20 protein-coding genes and 1 other RNA gene are annotated in these 20,404 nt (G+C 69.2%); 17 read left to right on the top strand and 4 right to left on the bottom strand.

Going from position 1 to position 20,404, the window contains the following annotated elements; genetic code table 11:
• Positions 1 to 327 precede the first annotated feature (327 nt).
• On the top strand, positions 328 to 1,002 hold the full coding sequence (locus tag OG735_RS16435) for a hypothetical protein (protein WP_327323919.1): 675 nt from the start codon (positions 328 to 330) through the stop codon (positions 1,000 to 1,002).
• 75 nt (positions 1,003 to 1,077) lie between these two features.
• On the opposite strand, the gene OG735_RS16430 is transcribed toward OG735_RS16435, so the two are convergent.
• On the bottom strand, positions 1,078 to 1,272 hold the full coding sequence (locus tag OG735_RS16430; protein ID WP_327323918.1) for a hypothetical protein: 195 nt from the start codon (positions 1,270 to 1,272) through the stop codon (positions 1,078 to 1,080).
• A gap of 250 nt (positions 1,273 to 1,522) precedes the next feature.
• On the opposite strand from OG735_RS16430, the gene ftsE reads away from it, so the two are divergent.
• The 5 genes from ftsE to ssrA all read left to right on the top strand — a co-directional run bounded on the left by ftsE (position 1,523) and on the right by ssrA (position 5,378).
• A complete protein-coding gene (gene ftsE / locus OG735_RS16425; protein WP_327323917.1) occupies positions 1,523 to 2,212 on the top strand; it encodes a cell division ATP-binding protein FtsE in 690 nt (229 codons plus the stop codon).
• A 32-nt stretch (positions 2,213 to 2,244) separates the two neighbouring features.
• Complete coding sequence (gene ftsX, locus OG735_RS16420; protein ID WP_327323916.1) at positions 2,245 to 3,162, top strand: permease-like cell division protein FtsX; 918 nt, start codon at positions 2,245 to 2,247, stop codon at positions 3,160 to 3,162.
• A gap of 67 nt (positions 3,163 to 3,229) precedes the next feature.
• Entirely contained in the window at positions 3,230 to 4,387 is a 1,158-nt protein-coding gene (locus OG735_RS16415) for a S41 family peptidase (protein ID WP_327323915.1), read from the top strand.
• Between the two features lie 18 nt (positions 4,388 to 4,405).
• A complete protein-coding gene (gene smpB / locus OG735_RS16410; protein WP_327323914.1) occupies positions 4,406 to 4,885 on the top strand; it encodes an SsrA-binding protein SmpB in 480 nt (159 codons plus the stop codon).
• A gap of 108 nt (positions 4,886 to 4,993) precedes the next feature.
• Positions 4,994 to 5,378: a transfer-messenger RNA gene (gene ssrA / locus OG735_RS16405) on the top strand.
• Positions 5,379 to 5,515: 137 nt separating this feature from the next.
• Here ssrA and OG735_RS16400 read toward each other — a convergent pair.
• Positions 5,516 to 5,941 carry a hypothetical protein gene (locus OG735_RS16400; RefSeq protein WP_327323913.1) on the bottom strand — a complete coding sequence of 142 codons (426 nt, stop codon included), beginning with the start codon at positions 5,939 to 5,941 and terminating at the stop codon, positions 5,516 to 5,518.
• A 90-nt stretch (positions 5,942 to 6,031) separates the two neighbouring features.
• A complete protein-coding gene (locus OG735_RS16395; RefSeq protein WP_327323912.1) occupies positions 6,032 to 7,408 on the bottom strand; it encodes an MFS transporter in 1,377 nt (458 codons plus the stop codon).
• Positions 7,409 to 7,503: 95 nt separating this feature from the next.
• Between OG735_RS16395 and OG735_RS16390 the strand changes: the two genes are divergently transcribed.
• The 6 genes from OG735_RS16390 (at position 7,504) to OG735_RS16365 (ending at position 15,410) form a co-directional block, all read left to right on the top strand.
• Positions 7,504 to 8,457, top strand: a complete 954-nt coding sequence (locus OG735_RS16390; RefSeq protein WP_327328345.1) for a LysR family transcriptional regulator — start codon at positions 7,504 to 7,506, stop codon at positions 8,455 to 8,457.
• 141 nt (positions 8,458 to 8,598) lie between these two features.
• Positions 8,599 to 9,288 (top strand): hypothetical protein, encoded by a 690-nt coding sequence (locus OG735_RS16385; protein ID WP_327323911.1) that lies wholly within the window; start codon positions 8,599 to 8,601, stop codon positions 9,286 to 9,288.
• A 75-nt stretch (positions 9,289 to 9,363) separates the two neighbouring features.
• Complete coding sequence (locus OG735_RS16380; RefSeq protein WP_327328344.1) at positions 9,364 to 11,487, top strand: bifunctional polysaccharide deacetylase/glycosyltransferase family 2 protein; 2,124 nt, start codon at positions 9,364 to 9,366, stop codon at positions 11,485 to 11,487.
• A complete protein-coding gene (locus tag OG735_RS16375) occupies positions 11,484 to 12,677 on the top strand; it encodes an acyltransferase family protein (protein ID WP_327323910.1) in 1,194 nt (397 codons plus the stop codon). The genes OG735_RS16380 and OG735_RS16375 overlap by 4 nt, the downstream gene beginning before the upstream one ends.
• Before the next feature lie 106 nt (positions 12,678 to 12,783).
• Positions 12,784 to 14,145, top strand: a complete 1,362-nt coding sequence (locus OG735_RS16370; protein ID WP_327323909.1) for a nitrate/nitrite transporter — start codon at positions 12,784 to 12,786, stop codon at positions 14,143 to 14,145.
• A 125-nt stretch (positions 14,146 to 14,270) separates the two neighbouring features.
• Positions 14,271 to 15,410, top strand: a complete 1,140-nt coding sequence (locus OG735_RS16365) for a uroporphyrinogen-III synthase (protein ID WP_327323908.1) — start codon at positions 14,271 to 14,273, stop codon at positions 15,408 to 15,410.
• On the opposite strand, the gene OG735_RS16360 is transcribed toward OG735_RS16365, so the two are convergent.
• Positions 15,359 to 15,940 (bottom strand): anthrone oxygenase family protein, encoded by a 582-nt coding sequence (locus OG735_RS16360; RefSeq protein WP_327323907.1) that lies wholly within the window; start codon positions 15,938 to 15,940, stop codon positions 15,359 to 15,361. The two genes, OG735_RS16365 and OG735_RS16360, sit on opposite strands and share 52 nt — an antisense overlap.
• A 156-nt stretch (positions 15,941 to 16,096) precedes the next feature.
• Between OG735_RS16360 and OG735_RS16355 the strand changes: the two genes are divergently transcribed.
• The 5 genes from OG735_RS16355 to OG735_RS16335 all read left to right on the top strand — a co-directional run bounded on the left by OG735_RS16355 (position 16,097) and on the right by OG735_RS16335 (position 20,365).
• Positions 16,097 to 16,633, top strand: coding sequence for a GNAT family N-acetyltransferase (locus OG735_RS16355; protein WP_327323906.1), 537 nt, complete (start codon positions 16,097 to 16,099; stop codon positions 16,631 to 16,633).
• 118 nt (positions 16,634 to 16,751) lie between these two features.
• A complete protein-coding gene (locus OG735_RS16350; RefSeq protein WP_327328343.1) occupies positions 16,752 to 18,068 on the top strand; it encodes a serine hydrolase domain-containing protein in 1,317 nt (438 codons plus the stop codon).
• A 133-nt stretch (positions 18,069 to 18,201) separates the two neighbouring features.
• Positions 18,202 to 18,807, top strand: a complete 606-nt coding sequence (locus tag OG735_RS16345) for a CGNR zinc finger domain-containing protein (RefSeq protein ID WP_327323905.1) — start codon at positions 18,202 to 18,204, stop codon at positions 18,805 to 18,807.
• Between the two features lie 131 nt (positions 18,808 to 18,938).
• Positions 18,939 to 19,526 carry a sigma-70 family RNA polymerase sigma factor gene (locus OG735_RS16340; RefSeq protein ID WP_108148995.1) on the top strand — a complete coding sequence of 196 codons (588 nt, stop codon included), beginning with the start codon at positions 18,939 to 18,941 and terminating at the stop codon, positions 19,524 to 19,526.
• On the top strand, positions 19,523 to 20,365 hold the full coding sequence (locus OG735_RS16335; protein WP_327323904.1) for an anti-sigma factor family protein: 843 nt from the start codon (positions 19,523 to 19,525) through the stop codon (positions 20,363 to 20,365). Before OG735_RS16340 ends, OG735_RS16335 begins: the two co-directional genes overlap by 4 nt.
• Positions 20,366 to 20,404 lie beyond the last annotated feature (39 nt).

Genomic DNA, 20,404 nt, shown 5'->3' with positions numbered 1-20,404 from the left:
GAGCAGCGCAGCTGCGGTTGAGTTTCGGATTCGCTGGAGCAAGCAACAGGAGAAGTGAAAGGACGCTTTGTCGACAAGGGAACTGCCGCCTCCGAGGCGGCAGTTCGCTTTTATGTCACAGTTGCATCCCCGCAGGTCAGGCAACCTCCCTCATACCGGACATCGCACGCGCAACCGCCTTGACGCCTTTCCAAATCTTGGGAAAGCTGACGCGCGGCATGCGTATCTACTGGGGCGCGTGTGAGTGGGGCCGAACGAAACAGCCTCCAACGGCAGTTGCCCCGGACGCTGCTCCATTGACGAATAGCTACTGGGGGTAGCAACCAGATGACCAAGAAGACGCGTATCCGTGTGGCGCGCATTGCCGCCGGCGCGGTGATCGCCGCCGGTGCGTCACTGACCGCCGCCGGCGCCGCTTCGGCCGTCGGTGTCGGCATCAACGTGGGTCCCCTCGAGGTGTCGGCCAACGCCGACGAGAACGGCATCGACGCCGGCATCGGTGTGGATGACCCGACGATCCCGACGACGCCGGGCGACCCGGGCCCGACGGAGCCGACGGACCCCGGTCCGACGGAGCCCACCGACCCGGGCCCGACGGAGCCGACGGACCCCGGTCCGACGGAGCCCACCGACCCGGGCCCGACGGAGCCGACGGACCCCGGTCCGACGGAGCCCACCGGCAAGCCGACGGACAAGCCGACCGGTAAGCCGACTGGCGACCCGTCCGAGAACCCGACCGGCAACCCGGGCACCGGCACCGGTGACAACGGCGACGCCGGTACCTGCACCGTCGACCTCGACGGTGCCAAGTGCGCGGACAACACCGACACCGACAGCGCCGGCTCCAAGCCGGTCGAGCAGGGCAAGGCCAAGGAGGAGCTGGCTGAGACCGGCGCCGCCGAGACCACGTTCCTGCTGATCGGTGCCGCGACGATGATCGCCGGTGGCATCGGCTTCCGTATGCTGCCGCGCCTCGTCGGTGGCGGACGCACCGTCGCCTAAGCGACACAGCGCGTAAGAGCACGTAAGAGGAGGGCCCGGGACGCTACAGCGTCCCGGGCCCTCCTCTACGTATGTCTACGCGGTCTGGTGCGCGGCCAGCAGCGCCAGCGCCGCTATCAGCACCACCAGCAGGGTCAGCAGCGCCACCGGGTTCAGGCCGCCGAAGGGGCCCTGCTGCTGCAGCCGCTCGCGGCTCGCCCGGCATACCGGGCATCGGCCCTCGTTCACCGGGGCCGCGCAGTTGGCGCACACCAATCGGTCGTAGGTCATGCGCTCTCCTCCTCCCGCGCGCCGGAGCCGCAGGTGCGGACCGTAAGCACACTTCACCACCGACAACGCTCAAGAAAACGCAACTGTTCCCCTACCACTGTGCCAGCTCCCGCGCGTTTCGGCGCGCCGCCCCGGATTACGCCCGTTCCGTTACGGGACAAAATGCGCAACCCCGCGACGTCGACTGCGAGCGCCAGGCTCCTTCGCGTAGTGTCACGCACACCTACCCCCGGCCGACCGTGGTGCACCCGTGATCCGATTCGACAACGTCTCCAAGACCTACCCCAAGCAGAGCCGCCCAGCCCTGCGCGATGTGTCGCTCGACATCGCCAAGGGGGAGTTCGTCTTCCTCGTGGGCTCGTCCGGTTCCGGAAAGTCGACCTTTCTGCGCCTTGTTCTGCGTGAGGAGCGCGCCAGCCAGGGCATGGTGCATGTCCTCGGCAAGGACCTGGCCCGGCTGTCGAACTGGAAGGTGCCGCACATGCGCCGCCAGCTCGGCACCGTCTTCCAGGACTTCCGCCTCCTCCCCAACAAGACCGTCGCCGAGAACGTGGCGTTCGCGCAGGAGGTCATCGGCAAGCCGCGCGGTGAGATCCGCAAGGCCGTGCCCCAGGTCCTCGACCTCGTCGGCCTCGGCGGCAAGGAGGACCGGATGCCCGGTGAGCTCTCCGGTGGTGAGCAGCAGCGCGTCGCGATCGCGCGGGCCTTCGTCAACCGCCCCATGCTGCTGATCGCGGACGAGCCGACCGGAAACCTGGACCCGCAGACCTCCGTGGGCATCATGAAGCTGCTGGACCGGATCAACCGGACCGGGACCACTGTGATCATGGCGACCCACGACCAGAACATCGTCGACCAGATGCGCAAGCGCGTCATCGAGCTCGAGAAGGGCCGTCTCGTACGCGACCAGGCACGCGGCGTCTACGGCTACCAGCACTGAGCCCGTACAGACTGAAAGGCTGAAAGCTCGCCATGCGCGCCCAGTTCGTCCTGTCGGAGATCGGCGTCGGTCTCCGCCGCAATCTGACGATGACCTTCGCCGTCATCGTTTCGGTAGCCCTTTCGCTCGCCCTCTTCGGCGGTGCGCTGCTCATGCGCGAGCAGGTCAGCACGATGAAGGACTTCTGGTACGACAAGGTCAACGTCTCGATCTTCCTCTGCAACAAGAACGACGCGGCGACCTCTCCCAAGTGCGCCAAGGGAGCGGTCACCGCCCAGCAGAAGGAGCAGATCGAGGCCGATCTCAAGAAGATGGATGTCGTCGACACCGTCCAGAAGGAGTCGGCCGACGAGGCGTACAAGCACTACCGGGAGCAGTACGGGGACACCCCCATCGCCTCCACCATCACGCCGGACCAGATGCAGGAGTCGTTCCGAGTCAAGCTGGACGATCCGGAGAAGTACAAGGTCGTCGCGACCGCCTTCGCCGGCCGGGACGGTGTGCAGTCCGTCCAGGACCAGCGCAACATCCTGGAGAACCTCTTCTCCCTCATGAACGGCATGAATGTCGCCGCGCTCTTCGTGATGGCGCTGATGCTGGTGATTGCGCTGATGCTGATCGTCAACACCGTGCGGGTGTCGGCGTTCAGCCGCCGTCGTGAGACCGGCATCATGCGACTTGTGGGAGCATCCAGCTTCTACATCCAGATGCCGTTCATCATGGAGGCCGCCTTCGCCGGTCTGCTGGGCGGTCTGGTCGCCTCCGCCATGCTGCTCGTCGGCAGGTATTTCCTGATCGACCACGGTCTGGCGCTCTCCCAGAAGATGCAGCTGGTCAACTTCATCGGCTGGGACGCGGTGGTCACCAAGCTGCCGCTGGTGATCGCGATCGGGCTGCTGATGCCCGCCATGGCCGCTTTTATCGCTTTGCGCAAGTACCTCAAGGTGTGACAAGCGCCCCGGGCGCTGTACGGCCAACGGCCGTACGGCGCCCTTTGCTTGTCCTACAGTGGGCGCCATGCCGGGCCCGGAGTTCTGCCCTCAGCCCCGCCGCATCCGCCGCGGGGCGGCCCTGACGTTGGTCTTTGCCAGCGTGCTCGCCACCGCGGCCGCAACCGACGGTCTGCCGCGCGAAGACGAGAAAACGCCCCGCCCCCTTGCCGCCCGCGCCGCTGCCGCGACCGTCGACCGCGACGACGTCGCCAGGGCCGCCGCGGAGGCGATGGCCGACGGCAAGTCCGGCACGAAAGCGGCCGAGGACGTCGTCAGCCGCAGCGGGGACCGCTGGGGCGCGGTGTATGACAAGAGCGAGTACGAGGAGTTCGAGCAGGCCCTCGACGGTGAGTACACGGGCGTCGGCCTCGGGGCCAGACGCACCGCCGACCAACGTGTGGAGGTGGCCAGGGTCCAGCCCGGCGGGCCCGCCGACAAAGCGGGCATCAAGGCCGGCGACCGGCTCCGTACGGTCGGCGGCATCGACGTCGACAAGCGTCCCGTCACCGAAGTCGTGGCGCTGCTGCGCGGCGGCAACCGTACGAGCGTGGTCCTGGGCCTCGAGCGCGCCGGACGGAGGTGGTCCGAGACACTGCTGCGCACCACACTGACCACCGAGGCGGTCACTGTCCGCAACCTCGCCGACGGGGCCGTGATGATCAAGGTTGCCTCCTTCACCAAGGGCTCGGGCACGCAGGTACGGAACGCGGTCCGGGCCGCTCCCGCCGGGGCCGGCGTCCTGCTCGATCTGCGCGGCAACGCCGGCGGCCTGGTCGCCGAGGCCGTCACCGCCGCCTCCGCCTTCCTCGACGGCGGCCTGGTGGCCACGTACGACATACGAGGCGAGCAGCGTGCTCTGTACGCGGCAGCGGGCGGTAACACCGAGCGACCGGTGGTCGCGCTCGTCGACGGCGGCACCATGAGCGCCGCCGAGCTGGTCACCGGGGCGCTGCAGGACCGCGGCCGCGCGATCACGGTGGGTTCGCGTACTTTCGGCAAGGGCTCGGTCCAGATGCCCAGCCGCCTTCCCGACGGCTCGGTCGCCGAGCTGACCGTCGGCCACTACCGCACGCCGGCGGGCCACAGCGTCGACGGCCGGGGCATCACACCGGACCTGGTGGCGGGCAAGGGGGCCGAGAAACGGGCCCAGACGGTATTGAGTGGCCTCGGGGGAGGGTCGTAGTGCGAAAATGACCGCACTATGGCAAAGGAAACAGGGCGCAAGCTGATCGCGCAGAACAAGAAGGCGCGGCACGACTACCACATCCTCGACACCTACGAGTGCGGTCTCGTGCTGACAGGTACCGAGGTGAAGTCGCTGCGCCAGGGGCGAGCCTCGCTGGTCGACGGCTTCGTCCAGATCGACGACCACGAGGCGTGGCTGCACAACGTGCATGTCCCCGAGTACACCCAGGGGACGTGGACCAACCACAGCGCGCGGCGCAAGCGGAAGCTGCTGATGCACCGCGCAGAGATCGACAAGCTCGCGTCGAAGACGCAGGAGACGGGGCACACGATCGTGCCTCTCGCGCTGTACTTCAAGGACGGCCGGGCCAAGGTCGAGATCGCGCTGGCGAAGGGCAAGAAGGAGTACGACAAGCGGCAGACGCTGCGGGAGAAGCAGGACCGGCGGGAGACGGACCGCGTGATCTCGGCGGCGAAGCGGCGTCAGCGGGCCTGAGCTGTGGGCGCGGGGGAATATGCTGGCACGGTCGTGCGTTGGTCACGTACGATGGCACCTGCCCCTCACGGGGTGTGCACCACCAGCACCACCTTGAAAAATAAACATGGGGATGATCGGTTTCGACAGCGGATGTCGAAGCAGGGGAAGCGAGCCGAGGAAGCGGCAATGATCTCGTAAACCATATGTCGCAACCAATAATCGCCACTTCCAAGAGCGATTCCCGCGCCTTCGCGCTCGCTGCCTAATTAGCAGCTAGCGAAGGCCTTCGGGTGTCAGCCCGGGGCTGTTCCCGACCCGGATCCTGGCATCAGCTAGGGAACTAAACCTCTAAGCCCGGTCACGGGGCGTAGAGGGAAATCAAACAGTGACTGAGCCCGTCGGAGACTTGTTCGCGTGATCTCCGGGGCCGAGAAAATCGCAGCGAACTGCGCTCGGAGAAGCCCTGTTTCTGCACCGTTGGACGCGGGTTCGATTCCCGCCATCTCCACAATTCCCATGTGAGGCGAAGGCCCGGCTGCTACGGCAGCCGGGCCTTTGTCGTGCGTACGGCGTGCGTACGGCGTGTGCACAGGCGTGTGCACGGCCGTGTACGCCCACGGCCGTGTACGCCCACGTGCCTGCCGCGGCTCAGGCCGCCGGCTGGTGGCCGCCGGTCAGCAGCCCGAGCAGGTGGTCCATTTCGGTGCGCCAGATGCGGTGCACATTCATCCGGGTCGGCTGCGGCTGCCCGGGCAGCTGGAAGCGGAACGAGCTCCAGATGGCGTTGCGCTTGACGTCACCGATCATTCCGACAACTTCGGCCGGCTGAAGTGCGAAAGCGATCTCCTGCGGGCGATTGCTCATCCGGCCCGCCTTGTGGACGACCACGGCCTGCTCGGTCACGGTGATGAAGTAGTACGTCAGAAACGCCTGGCCTATGAGGCCGAGCATGCTCATCAGCCACACACTGGGGCCTGCGATGGCCTGGATGGTGACGATGGGCCGGTCGGCCGGATTGGCCTGCGCGACGGCGGCGGCCACCTGCTGCTGGATGGTTGCCTTCTTGATGGCCATGGGCCCTCCCCTGAGCGGAATACAGGCCCCCGCTTCGGGGGCGGTGCAGCGTATCGCCCTGTCGGCGGCGGTATCCGCCCGGGGCTGGGGTCAGGGCCGCCGGGCCTTCGCCGCTGCGGACAGCAGCAGCGCGACCGCGGCCGCCGAGAGAGGCACGACGTATCCGTACGGTGTGCTCGCGTGCTCCACCGTCCAGCCGCCCGTCGCCGAGCCGGCCGCTATGCCGCCGAGCAGCGCGGTGACCGCGAGCGTCATGCCCTCGTTCAACTGGCCCTCCGGGGTGAGGCGTTGCACCAGCGTCATGCCGGTGACCATGGTCGGGGCCGTGGCCATCCCGGCCAGGAGCAGCGCGCCGGACAGTGTGAGCAGCGAGCCGGTGGCGGCGGCGAGCAGCGGCAGCGACATCAGCGCCGTCATCGCGGCGATGCAGGTCAGCAGGCGGCGCGGAAGGCTGCGGGCGGGGCGTAGGGAGCCGTAGAGCAGGCCGGCCGCGCACGATCCGGCCGCTTGGAGCGCGAGCACCGCGCCCGCGGCGCTCGCATGCCCGCGGTCGTCCGCGAACGCGATCGTCACGACCTCCATGGAGCCGAAGACCGCTCCCGTGGCGAGGAAGACGGCGAGTATCGCGGGCATTCCCGGCGTACGGAGCGGGGATCCGGCGTGCGTCGAGCGTGCGGCCACCGGCGGTTCGGTGGAGCGCTGGGCCGCGAAGATCAGTACGCCCGTCAGCAGCAGGACCGCACCGGTCAGCGTGCCCGCCTCGGGGAAGAGCGTGGAGCACAGGAACGCCCCGAGCACCGGGCCGAGCATGAAGCACAGCTCGTCGGCGGCCTGCTCGAAGGAGTTCGCGGTGTGCAGCGCGGCCGCGTCGCCCTTGTGGAGATGGGCCCAGCGGGCGCGGGACATGCCGCCGGTGTTGGGGGTGCTGGCGGTCGCGGCGTACGCGGCGAAGAGCGTCCAGTCGGGCGCGCCGAAGCGTACGCACAGCAGCAGCGCGAGCGAGCCGAGCGCGGCGAGCGCGGTGGCGGGCACGGCGATACGGGCCTGCCCGTGCCGGTCCACGAGCCGCGCGGTCCACGGCGCGACCAGCGCGGTGGCGGCGAGGCCGGTCGCGGTGACGGCTCCGGCGAGGGCGTACGAGCCCCGCGACCCGGCGATCATGATGACGGCGCTCACGCTGAACATGCCCATGGGGAGGCGGGCGATGAGGTTGCCGGCGGTGAAGGCACGGGCGCCGGGGGTCGCGAAGAGCCGGGCGTAGGGGTTTTGCCGCGGGGTCGGGGTGGCGCCCTGCGGCTCGAAGAGCCGGGCGTAGGGCGCGAGGCGGGACTTTCCCCCATCCCGCCCCTTCCCGTAACCGGGGCTCCGCCCCGGGCCCCGCGCCTCAAACTCCGGCGGGGCTTGATCGTCCGGCGATTGAGGAATGGGGGTCTGGGGGCGAAGCCCCCGGTTACGGGATTGCGGCATGGGGCAACCCTCGCCGCGGCGCTCCCACCGCGTCCAACACCTGCTCGGCACCCATTGACGCACCCGCGTTGTAAATTCACCGAGTGCCCCAGGACATGGACCCCCGGCTGCTCCGCGCCTTCATCGCCGTCGCCGACGAGCTGCACTTCACCCGTGCCGCTGCCCGGCTGTATGTCGCGCAGCAGGCCCTCAGTCGCGATATCCGGCGACTGGAGCGGGAGTTGGGCGTCGAGCTGTTCGTACGGACCACCCGCCAGGTGACCCTCACGGCCGACGGCGAGCGGCTGCTGCCGTACGCGCGGCGGGTGCTTCAGGCCCAGGACGATCTGCTGGCCGCCGCCTCGGGCGCGTCCCGGCCGCTCCTCGTCGACCTCAACGGCGAGGGCATGGCGTCCGGCCGGGTGCTGGCGCGGGCCCGTGAACTCGCCCCGGAGTGTGAGCTGATGGCCCGCTTCGAGAGCGGGCTGACCGGCGCCGCCGCCGAGATCGTCGCCGGTCGGCTCGATGTGTCCTTCGGGCGGTTCGCCGGGCTCGAACCCGGCATACGGGCGCTCCTGTCCCACCAGCCCGTGCGGTACGAGCCGATGGCTGTACTGCTGCCGCACGACCACCCCCTCGCCACAACGCCCCGGATCCCGTTGAACGCTCTGGCGGGCGAGACCGTATATGCCGGTGCGGGCAATCCGCGCACGCTGGAGTGGACGGATCTGGCGCGGCGGTTGTTCGCGGGACGAGGGATCGCGATCGCGCCGCCCGCGCCCGTGGCGATCGGTGCAGAGGAGTTCCGGAGGGTGATGGCCAAGACGCGTAACCCGGTCCTGGCTGTCGTGGACTTTCCGGCCATGCCGGACACCGTGCTGCGCCCGATCGTCGACCCCGTACCGCTGTCACCGCTCTCGCTGGTGTGGCGCAAAGGATCGCGCCACCCCGGAGTGGACGCGCTTCGAGCGGCGGCCGCCGAACTCGCCGCGCAAGAAAGCTGGCTGGAATGGGACCCATCCGGATGGTTGCCGGAATGTGACATGTCGCTGATGTGTGACAACAGCTGACACAAGGGCACGAGTTTCATCGGTGTGCGCTACATTCTGGGTCCGGGTGCATGGGGTAGGGGGCGTTCGGATTGGGTGGGGTCCCGGTCCGGCGAACACTGGTCAGTCGTATGCGCGCTCGTATTTCAGCCAGGTGGGGGTGTGTGTACAACTGTGGATAATTGGCAAGAAGATTCCCGTATCGGTCATACTCATGAGCCGTACGAGGTCACTGTCCAACTGGACGGGCTTGGCCGAATACTGGGGGATCTACCGCCCGAGTCGGCTGCCCAGGAGGGCTCCGACGGACCGGTGTTCGTCGATGAGAGCGGCCGCCGCAGCAAGAAGTTCCGTCGCCTCGGCTGGGTCCTCGCGATCGCCTGCGCCTGCTACGCCGTGACGCTCGTCGCCGCCCTCGTCGGCGGCAACTCCAGCGCGCCCTGGCTGCCCGGCATCGGTCAGCAGGGCAAGGAGCAGACCGACAAGGTCGAGATACAGCCCGCCCCCACCGACGGCGCCTCCGTGGCGGCCACCCCCAGCGGCGTACCCGGCGCTCCCACCCCGACCGACTCCAACGGCGCCGTGCTGCCGCAGCCGTCGGGCCGTGCGTCGAACGGCAGCTCCGTCGGAGGGCCCTCCGCACCGGGTCCCGGGGCATCCGGCTCCGTATCGCCCAAGCCCTCCGGTGGCGGCGGCCTTCCGGTTCCCGGCGGGCCCTCCGCCTCCGCCTCCCCGGGCGGCGGCGGAAGCGATCCCGGACCCGAGCCCGACGGCAGCCCCACTCCCACGCCGCCCGACCCCGGTCCGACCGGCGGTCCGACCGAGCCACCCGTGCAAGAAGGCGCGGTCTAACACATGACACTCCCCAGCAACACGGCCCCGCGACAGCGGCGGAGAGCCCGGCGCTCCGTACGGCGCAGACTGCCCATGCGCTATCTGCTGCCCGTGGTCTTCCTCGTCGCGCTGCTCGCCATGCTGATGCTGCGCGGCTATGTGCACAGCGAGATCCTCGCCGACCACCGCGTCCGTCCGCCGGCGCCCACCGACCAGGTCCCCGACGAGATCCTCGAGGGCGGACCGGTCATCGACGCCCGCGGCAAGTCCGCGCCGAAGGCGCTGCGCATCCCCGACAAGCAGCTCGTGCTCACCTTCGACGACGGCCCGGACCCCGTCTGGACGCCGAAGGTGCTGGACAAGCTGAAGAAGTACAACGCGCACGGCGTCTTCTTCGTCACCGGCACCATGACCTCCCGCCACCCCGAGCTGGTGGAACGGATGGTGCGGGAGGGGCACGAGGTGGGTCTGCACACCTTCAACCACCCCGACCTCTCCTTCCAGTCCACCGACCGCATCGACTGGGAGCTCTCGCAGAACCAGCTGGCGCTTGCGGGCGCGGCAGGCATCCGTACGTCCCTCTTCCGGCCGCCGTACTCCTCCTTCTCGGACGCCATGGACAACAAGTCCTGGCCGGTCACCCAGTACATCGGCAGCCGCGGCTACGTCACCGCCCTCAACAACACCGACTCCGAGGACTGGAAGCGCCCCGGAGTCGACGCGATCATCAAGCAGGCCACGCCCAAGGGCACCCAGGGCTCGATCGTGCTGATGCACGACTCCGGCGGCGACCGCTCCCAGACCGTCGCTGCCCTGGACCGCTTCCTGCCGCAGATGAAGGCCAGGGGCTACCGCTTCACGAACCTCACCGAGGCGCTCGGCGCCCCCAGCGCCCACACCACCGTCACCGGCCCCGAGCTGTGGAAGGGCAAGGCATTCGTCGCCGCCGTCGGCTTCTCGGAGAACACCACCGAAGCCCTGGTCGTCGGCCTCGCCGCGATCGGTGTGCTGGTCTTCGCGCGCTTCGCGCTGATGCTGCTGCTCTCCTTCGCGCACGCCCGCAAGGTGCGCAGGCCCGGCTTCAGCTGGGGCCCGCCGATCACCGGACCCGTGTCCGTGCTCGTCCCCGCGTACAACGAACGCGAGTGCATAGCCAATACGGTGCGTTCGCTGATGGCGAGCGACCATCCCATCGAGGTCCTCGTCATCGACGACGGCTCCACCGACGGCACCGCGGACATCGTCGAGGCGCTGCGGCTGCCGAACGTCCGCGTTGTGCGCCAGGAGAATGCCGGAAAGCCCGCAGCCCTCAACAACGGCATCCGGCACGCCCGTTACGAGATCGTCGTGATGATGGACGGCGACACCGTCTTCGAGCCGTCGACCGTGCGCGAGCTGGTGCAGCCCTTCGGCGACATGCGCGTCGGCGCGGTCGCGGGCAACGCGAAGGTCGGCAACCGCGACAGCCTGATCGGGGCCTGGCAGCACATCGAGTATGTGATGGGCTTCAACCTGGACCGCAGGATGTACGACCTGCTGGGCTGTATGCCCACCATCCCCGGCGCGGTCGGCGCCTTCCGCCGCCAGGCCCTGGAGCGCGTCGGCGGCATGAGCGAGGACACCCTCGCCGAGGACACCGACATCACCATGGCCATGCACCGCGACGGCTGGCGCGTCGTCTACGCAGAGCGGGCCCGTGCCTGGACCGAGGCGCCGGAGACCGTGCAGCAGCTGTGGTCCCAGCGCTACCGGTGGTCGTACGGCACCATGCAGGCGATCTGGAAGCACCGCCGCGCCCTGGTGGAACGCGGGCCCTCGGGCCGCTTCGGCCGGGTGGGCCTGCCGCTGGTCTCCCTCTTCATGGTCCTCGCGCCGCTGCTGGCCCCGCTGATCGACGTCTTCCTGCTGTACGGGCTGGTCTTCGGCCCCACCCAGAAGACGATCGTCGCCTGGCTCGGCGTCCTCGCGATCCAGCTCGTCTGCGCCGCGTACGCCTTCCGGCTCGACCGCGAGCGCATGATCCATCTGATCTCGCTGCCCCTCCAGCAGCTCCTCTACCGGCAGCTGATGTACGTCGTGCTGCTTCAGTCCTGGATCACGGCACTGACCGGCGGCCGGCTGCGCTGGCAGAAGCTGCGGCGCACGGGAACGGTGGAGGCGCCCGGAGTGATACCGAGCGAGCGGCGCAGCAGTGAGGACCGGAGGCCGGTCGCGTGAGCCACAGCTCCACGGCCGCCGCGGAGCCGGACCTGGCAGCCGCCGGGCCGGCTCCGCGCCCGGGCCGCGACCGCTATCTCGACCTCCTGCGCTCCGTCGCGCTGGTCCGCGTCGTCGTCTACCACATCTTCGGCTGGGCCTGGCTGACGATCCTCTTCCCGTCCATGGGCGTGATGTTTGCGCTCGCGGGCTCGCTGATGGCGCGCTCGCTGTCGCGGCCCGCGCTCGGGGTGATCCGCGGCCGTATCCGCAGGCTGCTGCCACCGCTGTGGGCGTTCGCGGCGATCCTTGTGCCGATGATGTTCCTGGGCGGCTGGAAGCCCGACAAGAAGGAAGGCCTGTGGTGGTGGGCCGACCTGCTCAACTACCTCTTCCCGGTCGGCGCCCCGCCGTTCCCCTGGTCCCTCGGCGACAAGTCCGGCCTGGTGGAGACCAGCTGGGCGGTGCAGGCCGGCGAACCGCTCTGGTATCTGCGCACCTACCTCTGGTTCGTGATCGCGTCGCCGCTGCTGCTGTGGGCCTTCCGCAAGGTGCCGTGGGCGACGCTGCTCGCCCCGGTCGCCCTGTGCGCCGTGGTGGGCACCGACCTGGTGAAGATCCCCGGCGAGACGGGCTCCGCCATCGTCGACTTCGCGACGTTCGGTGCCTGCTGGGTCCTCGGCTTCGCCCACCACGAGGGCCTGCTGCAGCAGATCCCGCGCCACCTCGCGCTGTCCTGCTCCGCACTGGTGATGGCCTTCGGCCTGTGGTGGGCCTCGGGCCACCAGACCGTGGACGGCTGGGACCTGAACGACATACCGCTGGCCCAGGCCACCTGGTCGCTCGGCTTCGTGGTGATCCTGCTGCAGTACTCCCCGTCCTGGCAGCAGCTTCCGGGCGGGCTCGCCCGGCTCGACAAGTACGTCACGCTGTCCAACAACCGAGCGGTTACGATTTACCTCTGGCACAACACCCTGATCATGGCGACGATCCCGCTGCTCGACCTGTTGTGGGAGATCCCCTTCGTGGACGCCCATCTGGGTGGCGTACTGGAAGCTACGTACACACCCCTGATGTTCGTGGTGGTCTGGCCGCTGATCGGGCTGATGATCGTGACCGTGGGCTGGATCGAGGACCTGGCGGCGAAACGGAAGCCGCGACTGTGGCCGACCGGCGCCCGTAGGGCGAAGGACGGCTCACACCGGCGCTGACCGCCGGGTGAGAGCAAGGTTGCCTACCGGTCACCTCACGCCACCTGGACCGAAACGCGCCGTCCATAACGTCGCTTCCACGACCCGAGGACCGTGGAGGCACGTGATGGCTGGCCGGTGGATCGAACAGTGGGACCCGGAGGACGAGACCTTCTGGCGAGAGACGGGAGAGAAGATCGCCCGGCGTAATCTCGCCTTCTCCGTTTTGAGTGAACATATTGGCTTCTCCATCTGGACCCTGTGGTCCGTGATGGTGCTCTTCATGGGGCCGCAGTACGGCATCGACCCGGCCGGCAAGTTCTTCCTGATCGCCACGGCGACGCTGGTCGGTGCGGTGATCCGGGTGCCGTACACCTTCGCCGTCGCCCGCTTCGGCGGCCGCAACTGGACCATCTTCAGCGCACTGCTGCTCCTGCTGCCGACCGGCGCGGCGTACGCGGTCATGGAGCCCGGGACCTCGTACACCACCTTCCTGGCGGTCGCGGCGCTCACCGGCGTCGGCGGAGGCAACTTCGCCTCGTCGATGACGAACATCAACGCCTTCTTCCCGCTCCGCAAGAAGGGCTGGGCCCTCGGGCTCAACGCGGGTGGCGGCAACATCGGGGTGCCGGTGGTGCAGCTCGTGGGCCTGCTGGTGATCGGGACGGCCGGGGCGACCCATCCGCGCATTGTGCTGGGTGTGTACATTCCGCTGATCGTGGTGGCCGCGGTGTGCGCGGCGCTGTGGATGGACAACCTCGCGCCGGTGAAGAACGACACCGGAGCGGCCAAGGAGGCGGTCCGTGACGCCCACACCTGGATCATGGCGTTCCTCTACATCGGGACCTTCGGCTCCTTCATCGGCTACAGCTTCGCCTTCGGCCTCGTCCTGCAGACGCAGTTCGGCCGTACGCCGCTGCAGGCCGCGTCGCTCACCTTCATCGGGCCACTGCTCGGCTCACTGATCCGGCCCGTCGGCGGTCTGCTCGCCGACCGGTTCGGCGGGGCGCGCATCACCCTGTGGAACTTTGTGGCCATGGCGGCCGCGACCGGAGTGGTCGTCGCCGCCTCGGTCAAGGAGTCCCTGAGCGTCTTCCTCATCGGCTTCATCGCACTGTTCGTACTGACCGGGCTCGGGAACGGCACGACGTACAAGATGATCCCCGGCATCTTCAACGCCAAGGCCCTGGCCAAGGGCATGACGGGCGAGGAGGCGGGCGCGTACGGCCGCAGGCTGTCCGGGGCCTCGATGGGGCTGATAGGCGCCGTGGGTGCGCTCGGCGGCCTCGGCATCAACCTCGCCTTCCGGCAGTCCTTCCTGACCGCAGGAACGGGGACCAGCGCCTTCATCGCCTTCCTCGCCTTCTACGCGGCGTGCTCGGTGGTCACCTGGGCGGTATACCTTCGCCGGCCCGCCACCGCGCCTGTGCAGGCTGGGGCGGCTGAGGCGGCTGAGGCAGAACCGCAGCTCGGCTACGCCCGGGTGTGAGCGGAACGACACCGGAGGGACCCGCCGTAACGGCTGGGAAATGTGGGCGAACCGAGCCTGTCACGCACCGTTGGCAGGCTCGGCCGCCACATCCGTACAGGGTGGGACAGAGTAGGGACGATCACATGCAAGACCATCAGCACGGGCCCCTCGCCGGATTCACCGTCGGCGTCACCGCCGCCCGGCGCGCCGACGAGCTCGGCGCGCTGCTCCGGCGCCGCGGCGGCGACGTTCTGCATGCCCCGGCCCTGCGTATCGTCCCGCTCGCCGACGACGCCGAACTCCTCGCCGCCACCAAGGAGTTGATCGATCACGCGCCCGATGTCGTGGTCGCGACGACCGCGATCGGCTTCCGCGGCTGGGTGGAGGCCGCGGACGGCTGGGGGTACGGCGAGGAACTGCTGACCCGGCTGCGCGGTGTGGAGCTGCTGGCCCGCGGGCCCAAGGTGAGGGGCGCGATCCGCGCCGCAGGGCTCACCGAGGAGTGGTCCCCGGCCTCCGAATCCATGGCCGAGGTCCTCGACCGGCTGCTGGGGGAGGGTGTCGACGGCCGCCGTGTCGCGCTCCAGCTGCACGGCGAGCCGCTGCCCGGATTCGTCGAGTCGCTACGGGCCGGGGGCGCCGACGTCGTCGTTGTACCGGTCTACCGGTGGATGGCGCCGGAGGATCTCGGTCCGCTCGACCGGCTCCTCGACGCGACCGTCTCCCGCGCCCTGGACGCCGTCACCTTCACCAGTGCCCCTGCCGCCGCCTCGCTGCTCTCCCGCGCCGAGACCCGCGACCTGCTTCCCAAGCTGCTGCGCGCATTCGACCACGATGTGCTGGCGGCCTGCGTGGGGCCGGTCACCGCGCTGCCGCTGCAGGCCGTGGGCGTCACCACGGTGCAGCCGGAGCGCTTCCGGCTCGGCCCGCTCGTCCAGCTGCTCGGCGTGGAGCTGCCCTCCCGCGCCCGTACGCTGCCGGTCGCGGGACACCGCATCGAGATCCGCGGCCACGCGGTCCTGGTCGACAACGACCTGCGCCCCGTGCCGCCCGCCGGAATGGCCCTGCTGCGCTCCCTGTCCCGGCGCCCCGGCTGGGTCGTCTCCCGCTCCGACCTGCTGAGCGCGCTGCCGGGCGCGGGCAAGGACGAGCATGCCGTCGAGACGGCCATGGCCCGGCTGCGTACGGCGCTGGGCGCGCCCAAGCTGATCCAGACCGTCGTCAAACGCGGCTACCGGCTGGCGCTGGACCCGGCTGCCGACACCAAGTACGCCGACGTCTGACGTACGAGAGCGGTCGCCCGCCACAGGCAGGCGAGCGCGGCCGTGGACAGCACCAGGCGCACCACGTTCCAGGCGACCCACGGGTCCTCGAAGCTTTTGCGCACGGCGGCAGGATCGGCGATCCGGGCCGGGTCACCGGCCGCTGCCAGCTGGTCGTTGAGCGGAATGTTCACCGCCGTCGTCACCAGCAGCACCGCGGCGTACAGCACCAGCGCCGCCACCGCCCACCAGCGTGCCGGGGAGCGGCGCTGCTGCCAGGCCGCGGCCGCGGCCAGGATCAGCGCACCGAAGAAGCCCGCGAAGAAGGCGGGGTTCTGGATCACCTCGTTGATGTTCTGCATGACCTCGAGATAGATCCGGTCGTCGCTGCGCGCCAGCGCCGGCATCACGGAGGTCGCGTATGCGTACCAGACGCCCGCGACCAGGCCATTGGCCACCGTCGCCGCCCCGAGGACGGCCTGAGCGCTCCTGCCGGCTGCCCTGCTCTCCGCCCTGTTCTCTGCCCTGATCTCCGCCTTGTTCTGTGTCATGCCATCAGTCAAGCGGTGGCAGTGGACCCTCTCCATGGGCGAGCGTCGCAACCCCATGTCCAGGCGTCCACGGTCCAGGCGTCCACGGTCCAGGCGTCCACGGTCCAGGTGTCTACGGTGCAGGTGCCTACGGTGCGGACGTCTACGGTACGCAGGATGAGCACTGATCATGTCCGCCTCAGCCTCGACGGCCCGGACGACGCCGCACGCCTCGCCGAGGCGGTGGCCGACGCCCTGGTCCGCAACCGCGACCATATGCGGCCCTGGTCGCCGCACCGTCCCGCCGCGTTCTTCACGCCCGAGGGGCAGGCCGTCCGGCTCGCGCCCGATCCGGCGGTCAGGCGCTGGCACTTCACCGACGACCGCCGCGTTGTCGGCCAGTTCACTCTCACCGACATCGTCCTCGGCCCCTTCCGCAGCGCGAGTCTCGGCTACTGGATCGACGCCGAGTACACCGGCCGCGGGCTCGCCACCCGAGCGGTCGAGGAGGTCTGCCGGGCCGCCCGCGAGGAGCTCGGCCTGCACCGCATCCAGGCAGGCACCCTCCTCGACAACGCAGCCTCCCAACGGGTCCTCGTCAAGTGCTCCTTCGAGGTCATCGGCACGGCCTCGCGCTATCTGCACATCAACGGCGAGTGGCGTGACCACCGCCTCTTCCAGCGGATTCTGCACAACGACCCACCCACGCCCTGAAGTTCACCTCCCGATGCATGCAACCTGACCGGGTGTCCGGCGCGTAACGATGTCGCCGACTGTCCGCATCAGCGGCGCGGCCCGCACCGGAATGGAGAACAACCAGATGGTCTCAGGCATGGTGAGCACAGGCATGGTCGGCAGAGGTACGGCGTTGGGCATGGTTCTGCTGTCTCTGCTGGCAGTCCCCGCGCAGGCCGCATCAGCCACGACGGCTGCCGAGAGCGCCAGTTCGGCCGCGAAGAGCGCCACTTCGACTGCGAGGAGCGCCACTTCGGCCGCCGAGGGGATGCCCGCGCCCGATCTGGCGGGCCTTCAGCAGGTGCTGCGCTCGGCGCTGGCGGAAGGCGCACCGGGCGCGATGGCGAGGATCGACGACAACGGCACCGTCCACCGGGCGGCCGAGGGCGTCGCGGACCGCGCGACCGGACGGGCCATCAGTACCGACGACCGCTTCCGGGCCGGCAGCGTCACCAAGAGCTTCTCCACCGTCGTGCTGCTGCAACTCGTCGACGAGGGCAGGCTCGATCTGGACACCTCGGTCAACACCTATCTGCCCGGCCTGCTCCCCGACGACCAGATCACGGTGCGCCATCTGCTCAGCCACCGCAGCGGCCTCTACGACTACACGAACGACATGTTCGAGCAGACGGTCCCGGGCTTCGAGTCCGTACGGAACAAGGTGTTCACCCTCCAGGAACTGCTGGATCTGTCGCTGCGGAAGCCGCTCACGGACAAGCCGGGCACCACCTTCCGCTACTCCAACACCAACTTCGTCGTCGTCGGTCAGCTCATCGAGAAGCTCACCGGCCACTCCCTGGGCACCGAGTACCGCGACCGGATCATCGCGCCCCTGAAGCTGCGCGACACCTCCTATGTACACCCGAACACGGCTATCCCCGGCCGGCACACCAAGGGCTACCTCAGGCCCGACGAGACCGGTGCGCCGCTGGTCGACTCGACCCGGCAGACCGTCTCCTGGGCGCAGAGCGCCGGCGCGATGATCTCCAGCACACGGGACCTGGACACGTTCTTCTCCGCGCTGCTCCGCGGGCGGCTCCTCCCGGCCGGCCTGCTGACGCAGATGCAGCAGTGGGTGCCGGTCAACAGCACGCAGGGCTACGGACTCGGCCTGCGCCGCCGTGATCTGTCCTGCGGCATCTCCGTGTACGGGCACACGGGCACCGTCCAGGGCTATTACACGTACTCCTTCACCTCGAAGGACGGGCAGCGCAGTATCACCGCGGTGGCCAACACCTCGAACAACAGCAACGTCCTCGGCGTCATGGCCCGCACGCTCGAGGCGGCATTCTGCGGCAAGCCGGCGGCCGCGCCGACAGGGCCCACCGCACGCGCCACGACGCCGCGCGGGCCGTATGCCGAGCACCACGTCGACCGGTACGAGGACATCGCTCCGGGCATCGCACGCCACTGACGCCGGAAAACGCGGCCGGACCGGGCAGGAGGAGGGGTTCCGGCCGCGCCTTTGGACGGGCACTCTGAAAGGGAACGGCTCCCACCGGCAACCTCCGAGACAAGCTCCGAGACCCCGAGGCGGTGACAGGCGCATGACGGCGGGCATGGGCTCGTACGACTGGCGGTTCGACTCAGGGCGCATCTGCCTGGACCTGGTGGCGACCTCGGAGACGGCCTCCGGCATGGCCTCCGGCGCCGAGGAGCCGCTGGCGGAGGCCGGACGGCTCGGGCAGTGGCTGGTGGGGGCGGGGCTGGTGCCCGCGGGGACACCGCTTGCTGCCGTCGACGGCCACTGGGCGGCCAGGTTCGTCGAACTGCGGGACTGTGTCGGGCAGCTGGTGCGGGGCCAGATCGACGGCCGCTGCGCCGAGTTCGCTCTCGAGCGCGTCAATGTCTTTGCCGCGGGGCCGCCGCCCGGGGTCCGAGCCGTACGCGCCCCGGACGGCTCGCTGGTACGGACGCTGAGCGCCGCGCCCGACTGCGAGGCGCTGCTCGCCGCCGTCGCCCGCGACGCCGTGGAGCTGCTGACCGACCCGGTTTCCCGGGCCCGGCTGCGGCGGTGCGAGGGCGACAACTGCCGCCGCGTCTACCTCGACACCTCGCGGGGACGGCGGCGCCGCTGGTGCTCCAGCGAGGTGTGCGGGAACCGCGAGCGGGTTGCCAGGCACCGCCGCAGGGCCGCCGTGGCGAGGGCCTGAGACCCCTCCCGGAGCCGCCGTAAAAGATCTTGAAAGTTTTTTGGCTGTGCGTTGAGTGATGCGTCTGTGGTCCCCGTAGTGATGGGGGAGAAGCAGTCAGCCGAAATCAGGGTCTCGACCGGGAGGTTCAGGTGCGCAAGGATGCGGCCGTGGCCGATGACCGTCCGCAAAGGGCCCGCCATCGCAGCGAGAAGCCACGCATCGACTCCTCAGCACCTGACGAGGAACTCATGCGCGCGCTGTATCGCGAACATGCGGGACCTTTGCTTGCTTATGTACTGCGCCTCGTCGCCGGCGATCGCCAGCGCGCCGAGGACGTGGTGCAGGAGACGCTCATCCGTGCCTGGAAGAACGCCGGTCAGCTCAACCGAGCGACCGGCTCTGTCCGACCCTGGCTGGTGACGGTGGCACGCCGCATCGTTATCGACGGTCACCGCAGCCGGCAGGCCCGGCCGCAGGAGGTCGATCCGTCGCCGCTGGAGGTCATGCCCGCGGAGGACGAGATCGACAAGGCGTTGTGGCTGATGACGCTCTCTGATGCGCTCGATGATTTGACGCCCGCCCACAGGGAAGTGTTGGTCGAGACGTATTTCAAGGGCCGTACGGTCAATGAGGCGGCCGAAACGCTCGGCATACCCAGCGGGACGGTGCGGTCCCGTGTGTTCTACGCACTCCGTTCCATGAAGCTCGCTCTGGAGGAGAGGGGGGTCACGGCATGACCATGTATGAGCAGGAATCCGTACACGATGCGGTCGGCGCATACGTGCTCGGCGTTCTCGACGACGCGGACGCCTCCGCCTTCGAGGCGCATCTGGCGGGCTGCGACATTTGCGCCGCCCACCTCGAGGAGTTCTCCGGGATGGAGCCGATGCTGGCCATGCTGGCGGAGGCGCCGGCACCGGTCCAGCAGTCGAATGTGCTGAGCATGCCCGGTCTGCACGCCATGCCGGGGGCGGAATTCCCGCCACCGAGGCCCGTTCCCGTGGTGCCGAAGGCGCCCAGCCCGAAGCTGCTCGGCGGACTGCTCGACGAGGTCGCGGCCAAGCGGGCGCAGAAGCGCAGGCGCGGGATGTATCTGGTCGCGGCCGCCGCGGCGCTGATCATCGGTGGTCCCGCCGTTGCGGTCGTCGTCACGGCGAACGACACCGGCACCAAGAACGAGGCGGGCGCGGGCACCGACCCGCACCCGACCAGTCCCGCCGAGGACGCCTTCTTCAACCACATGGACGAGAAGATCCGGGCGACGGACGCGACGACCAAGGTCAGCGCGACCGTCGGTATGGAGAAGAAGGCCTGGGGCACCCACACCGTTCTCGAACTGAAGAACGTCAAGGGTCCGCTGAAGTGCAACCTGGTCGCCGTCTCCAAGACAGGCGAGCAGGAGGTCGTGACCTCCTGGGCGGTGCCGAAGTGGGGGTACGGGATCGCGAACAGCCCGAACGCCCTGGGCAAGAACCCGCTCTACGTCCACGGCGGCGCGGCGATGGACCGCAACGACATCGACCACTTCGAGGTCCGTACGTTTGACGGCAAGCGACTGGTGGAGGTCGAAGCCTGACAGATTCGCCCCCTTCGCGTACGGTTGACGGCTGCCCAG

It is taken from the genome of Streptomyces sp. NBC_01210 (genome assembly GCF_036010325.1).
Taxonomy (GTDB): Bacteria; Actinomycetota; Actinomycetes; order Streptomycetales; family Streptomycetaceae; genus Streptomyces.
The sequence above is the reverse complement of the archived record's forward strand: the minus strand, read 5'-3'. Positions and strand labels throughout refer to the sequence as shown.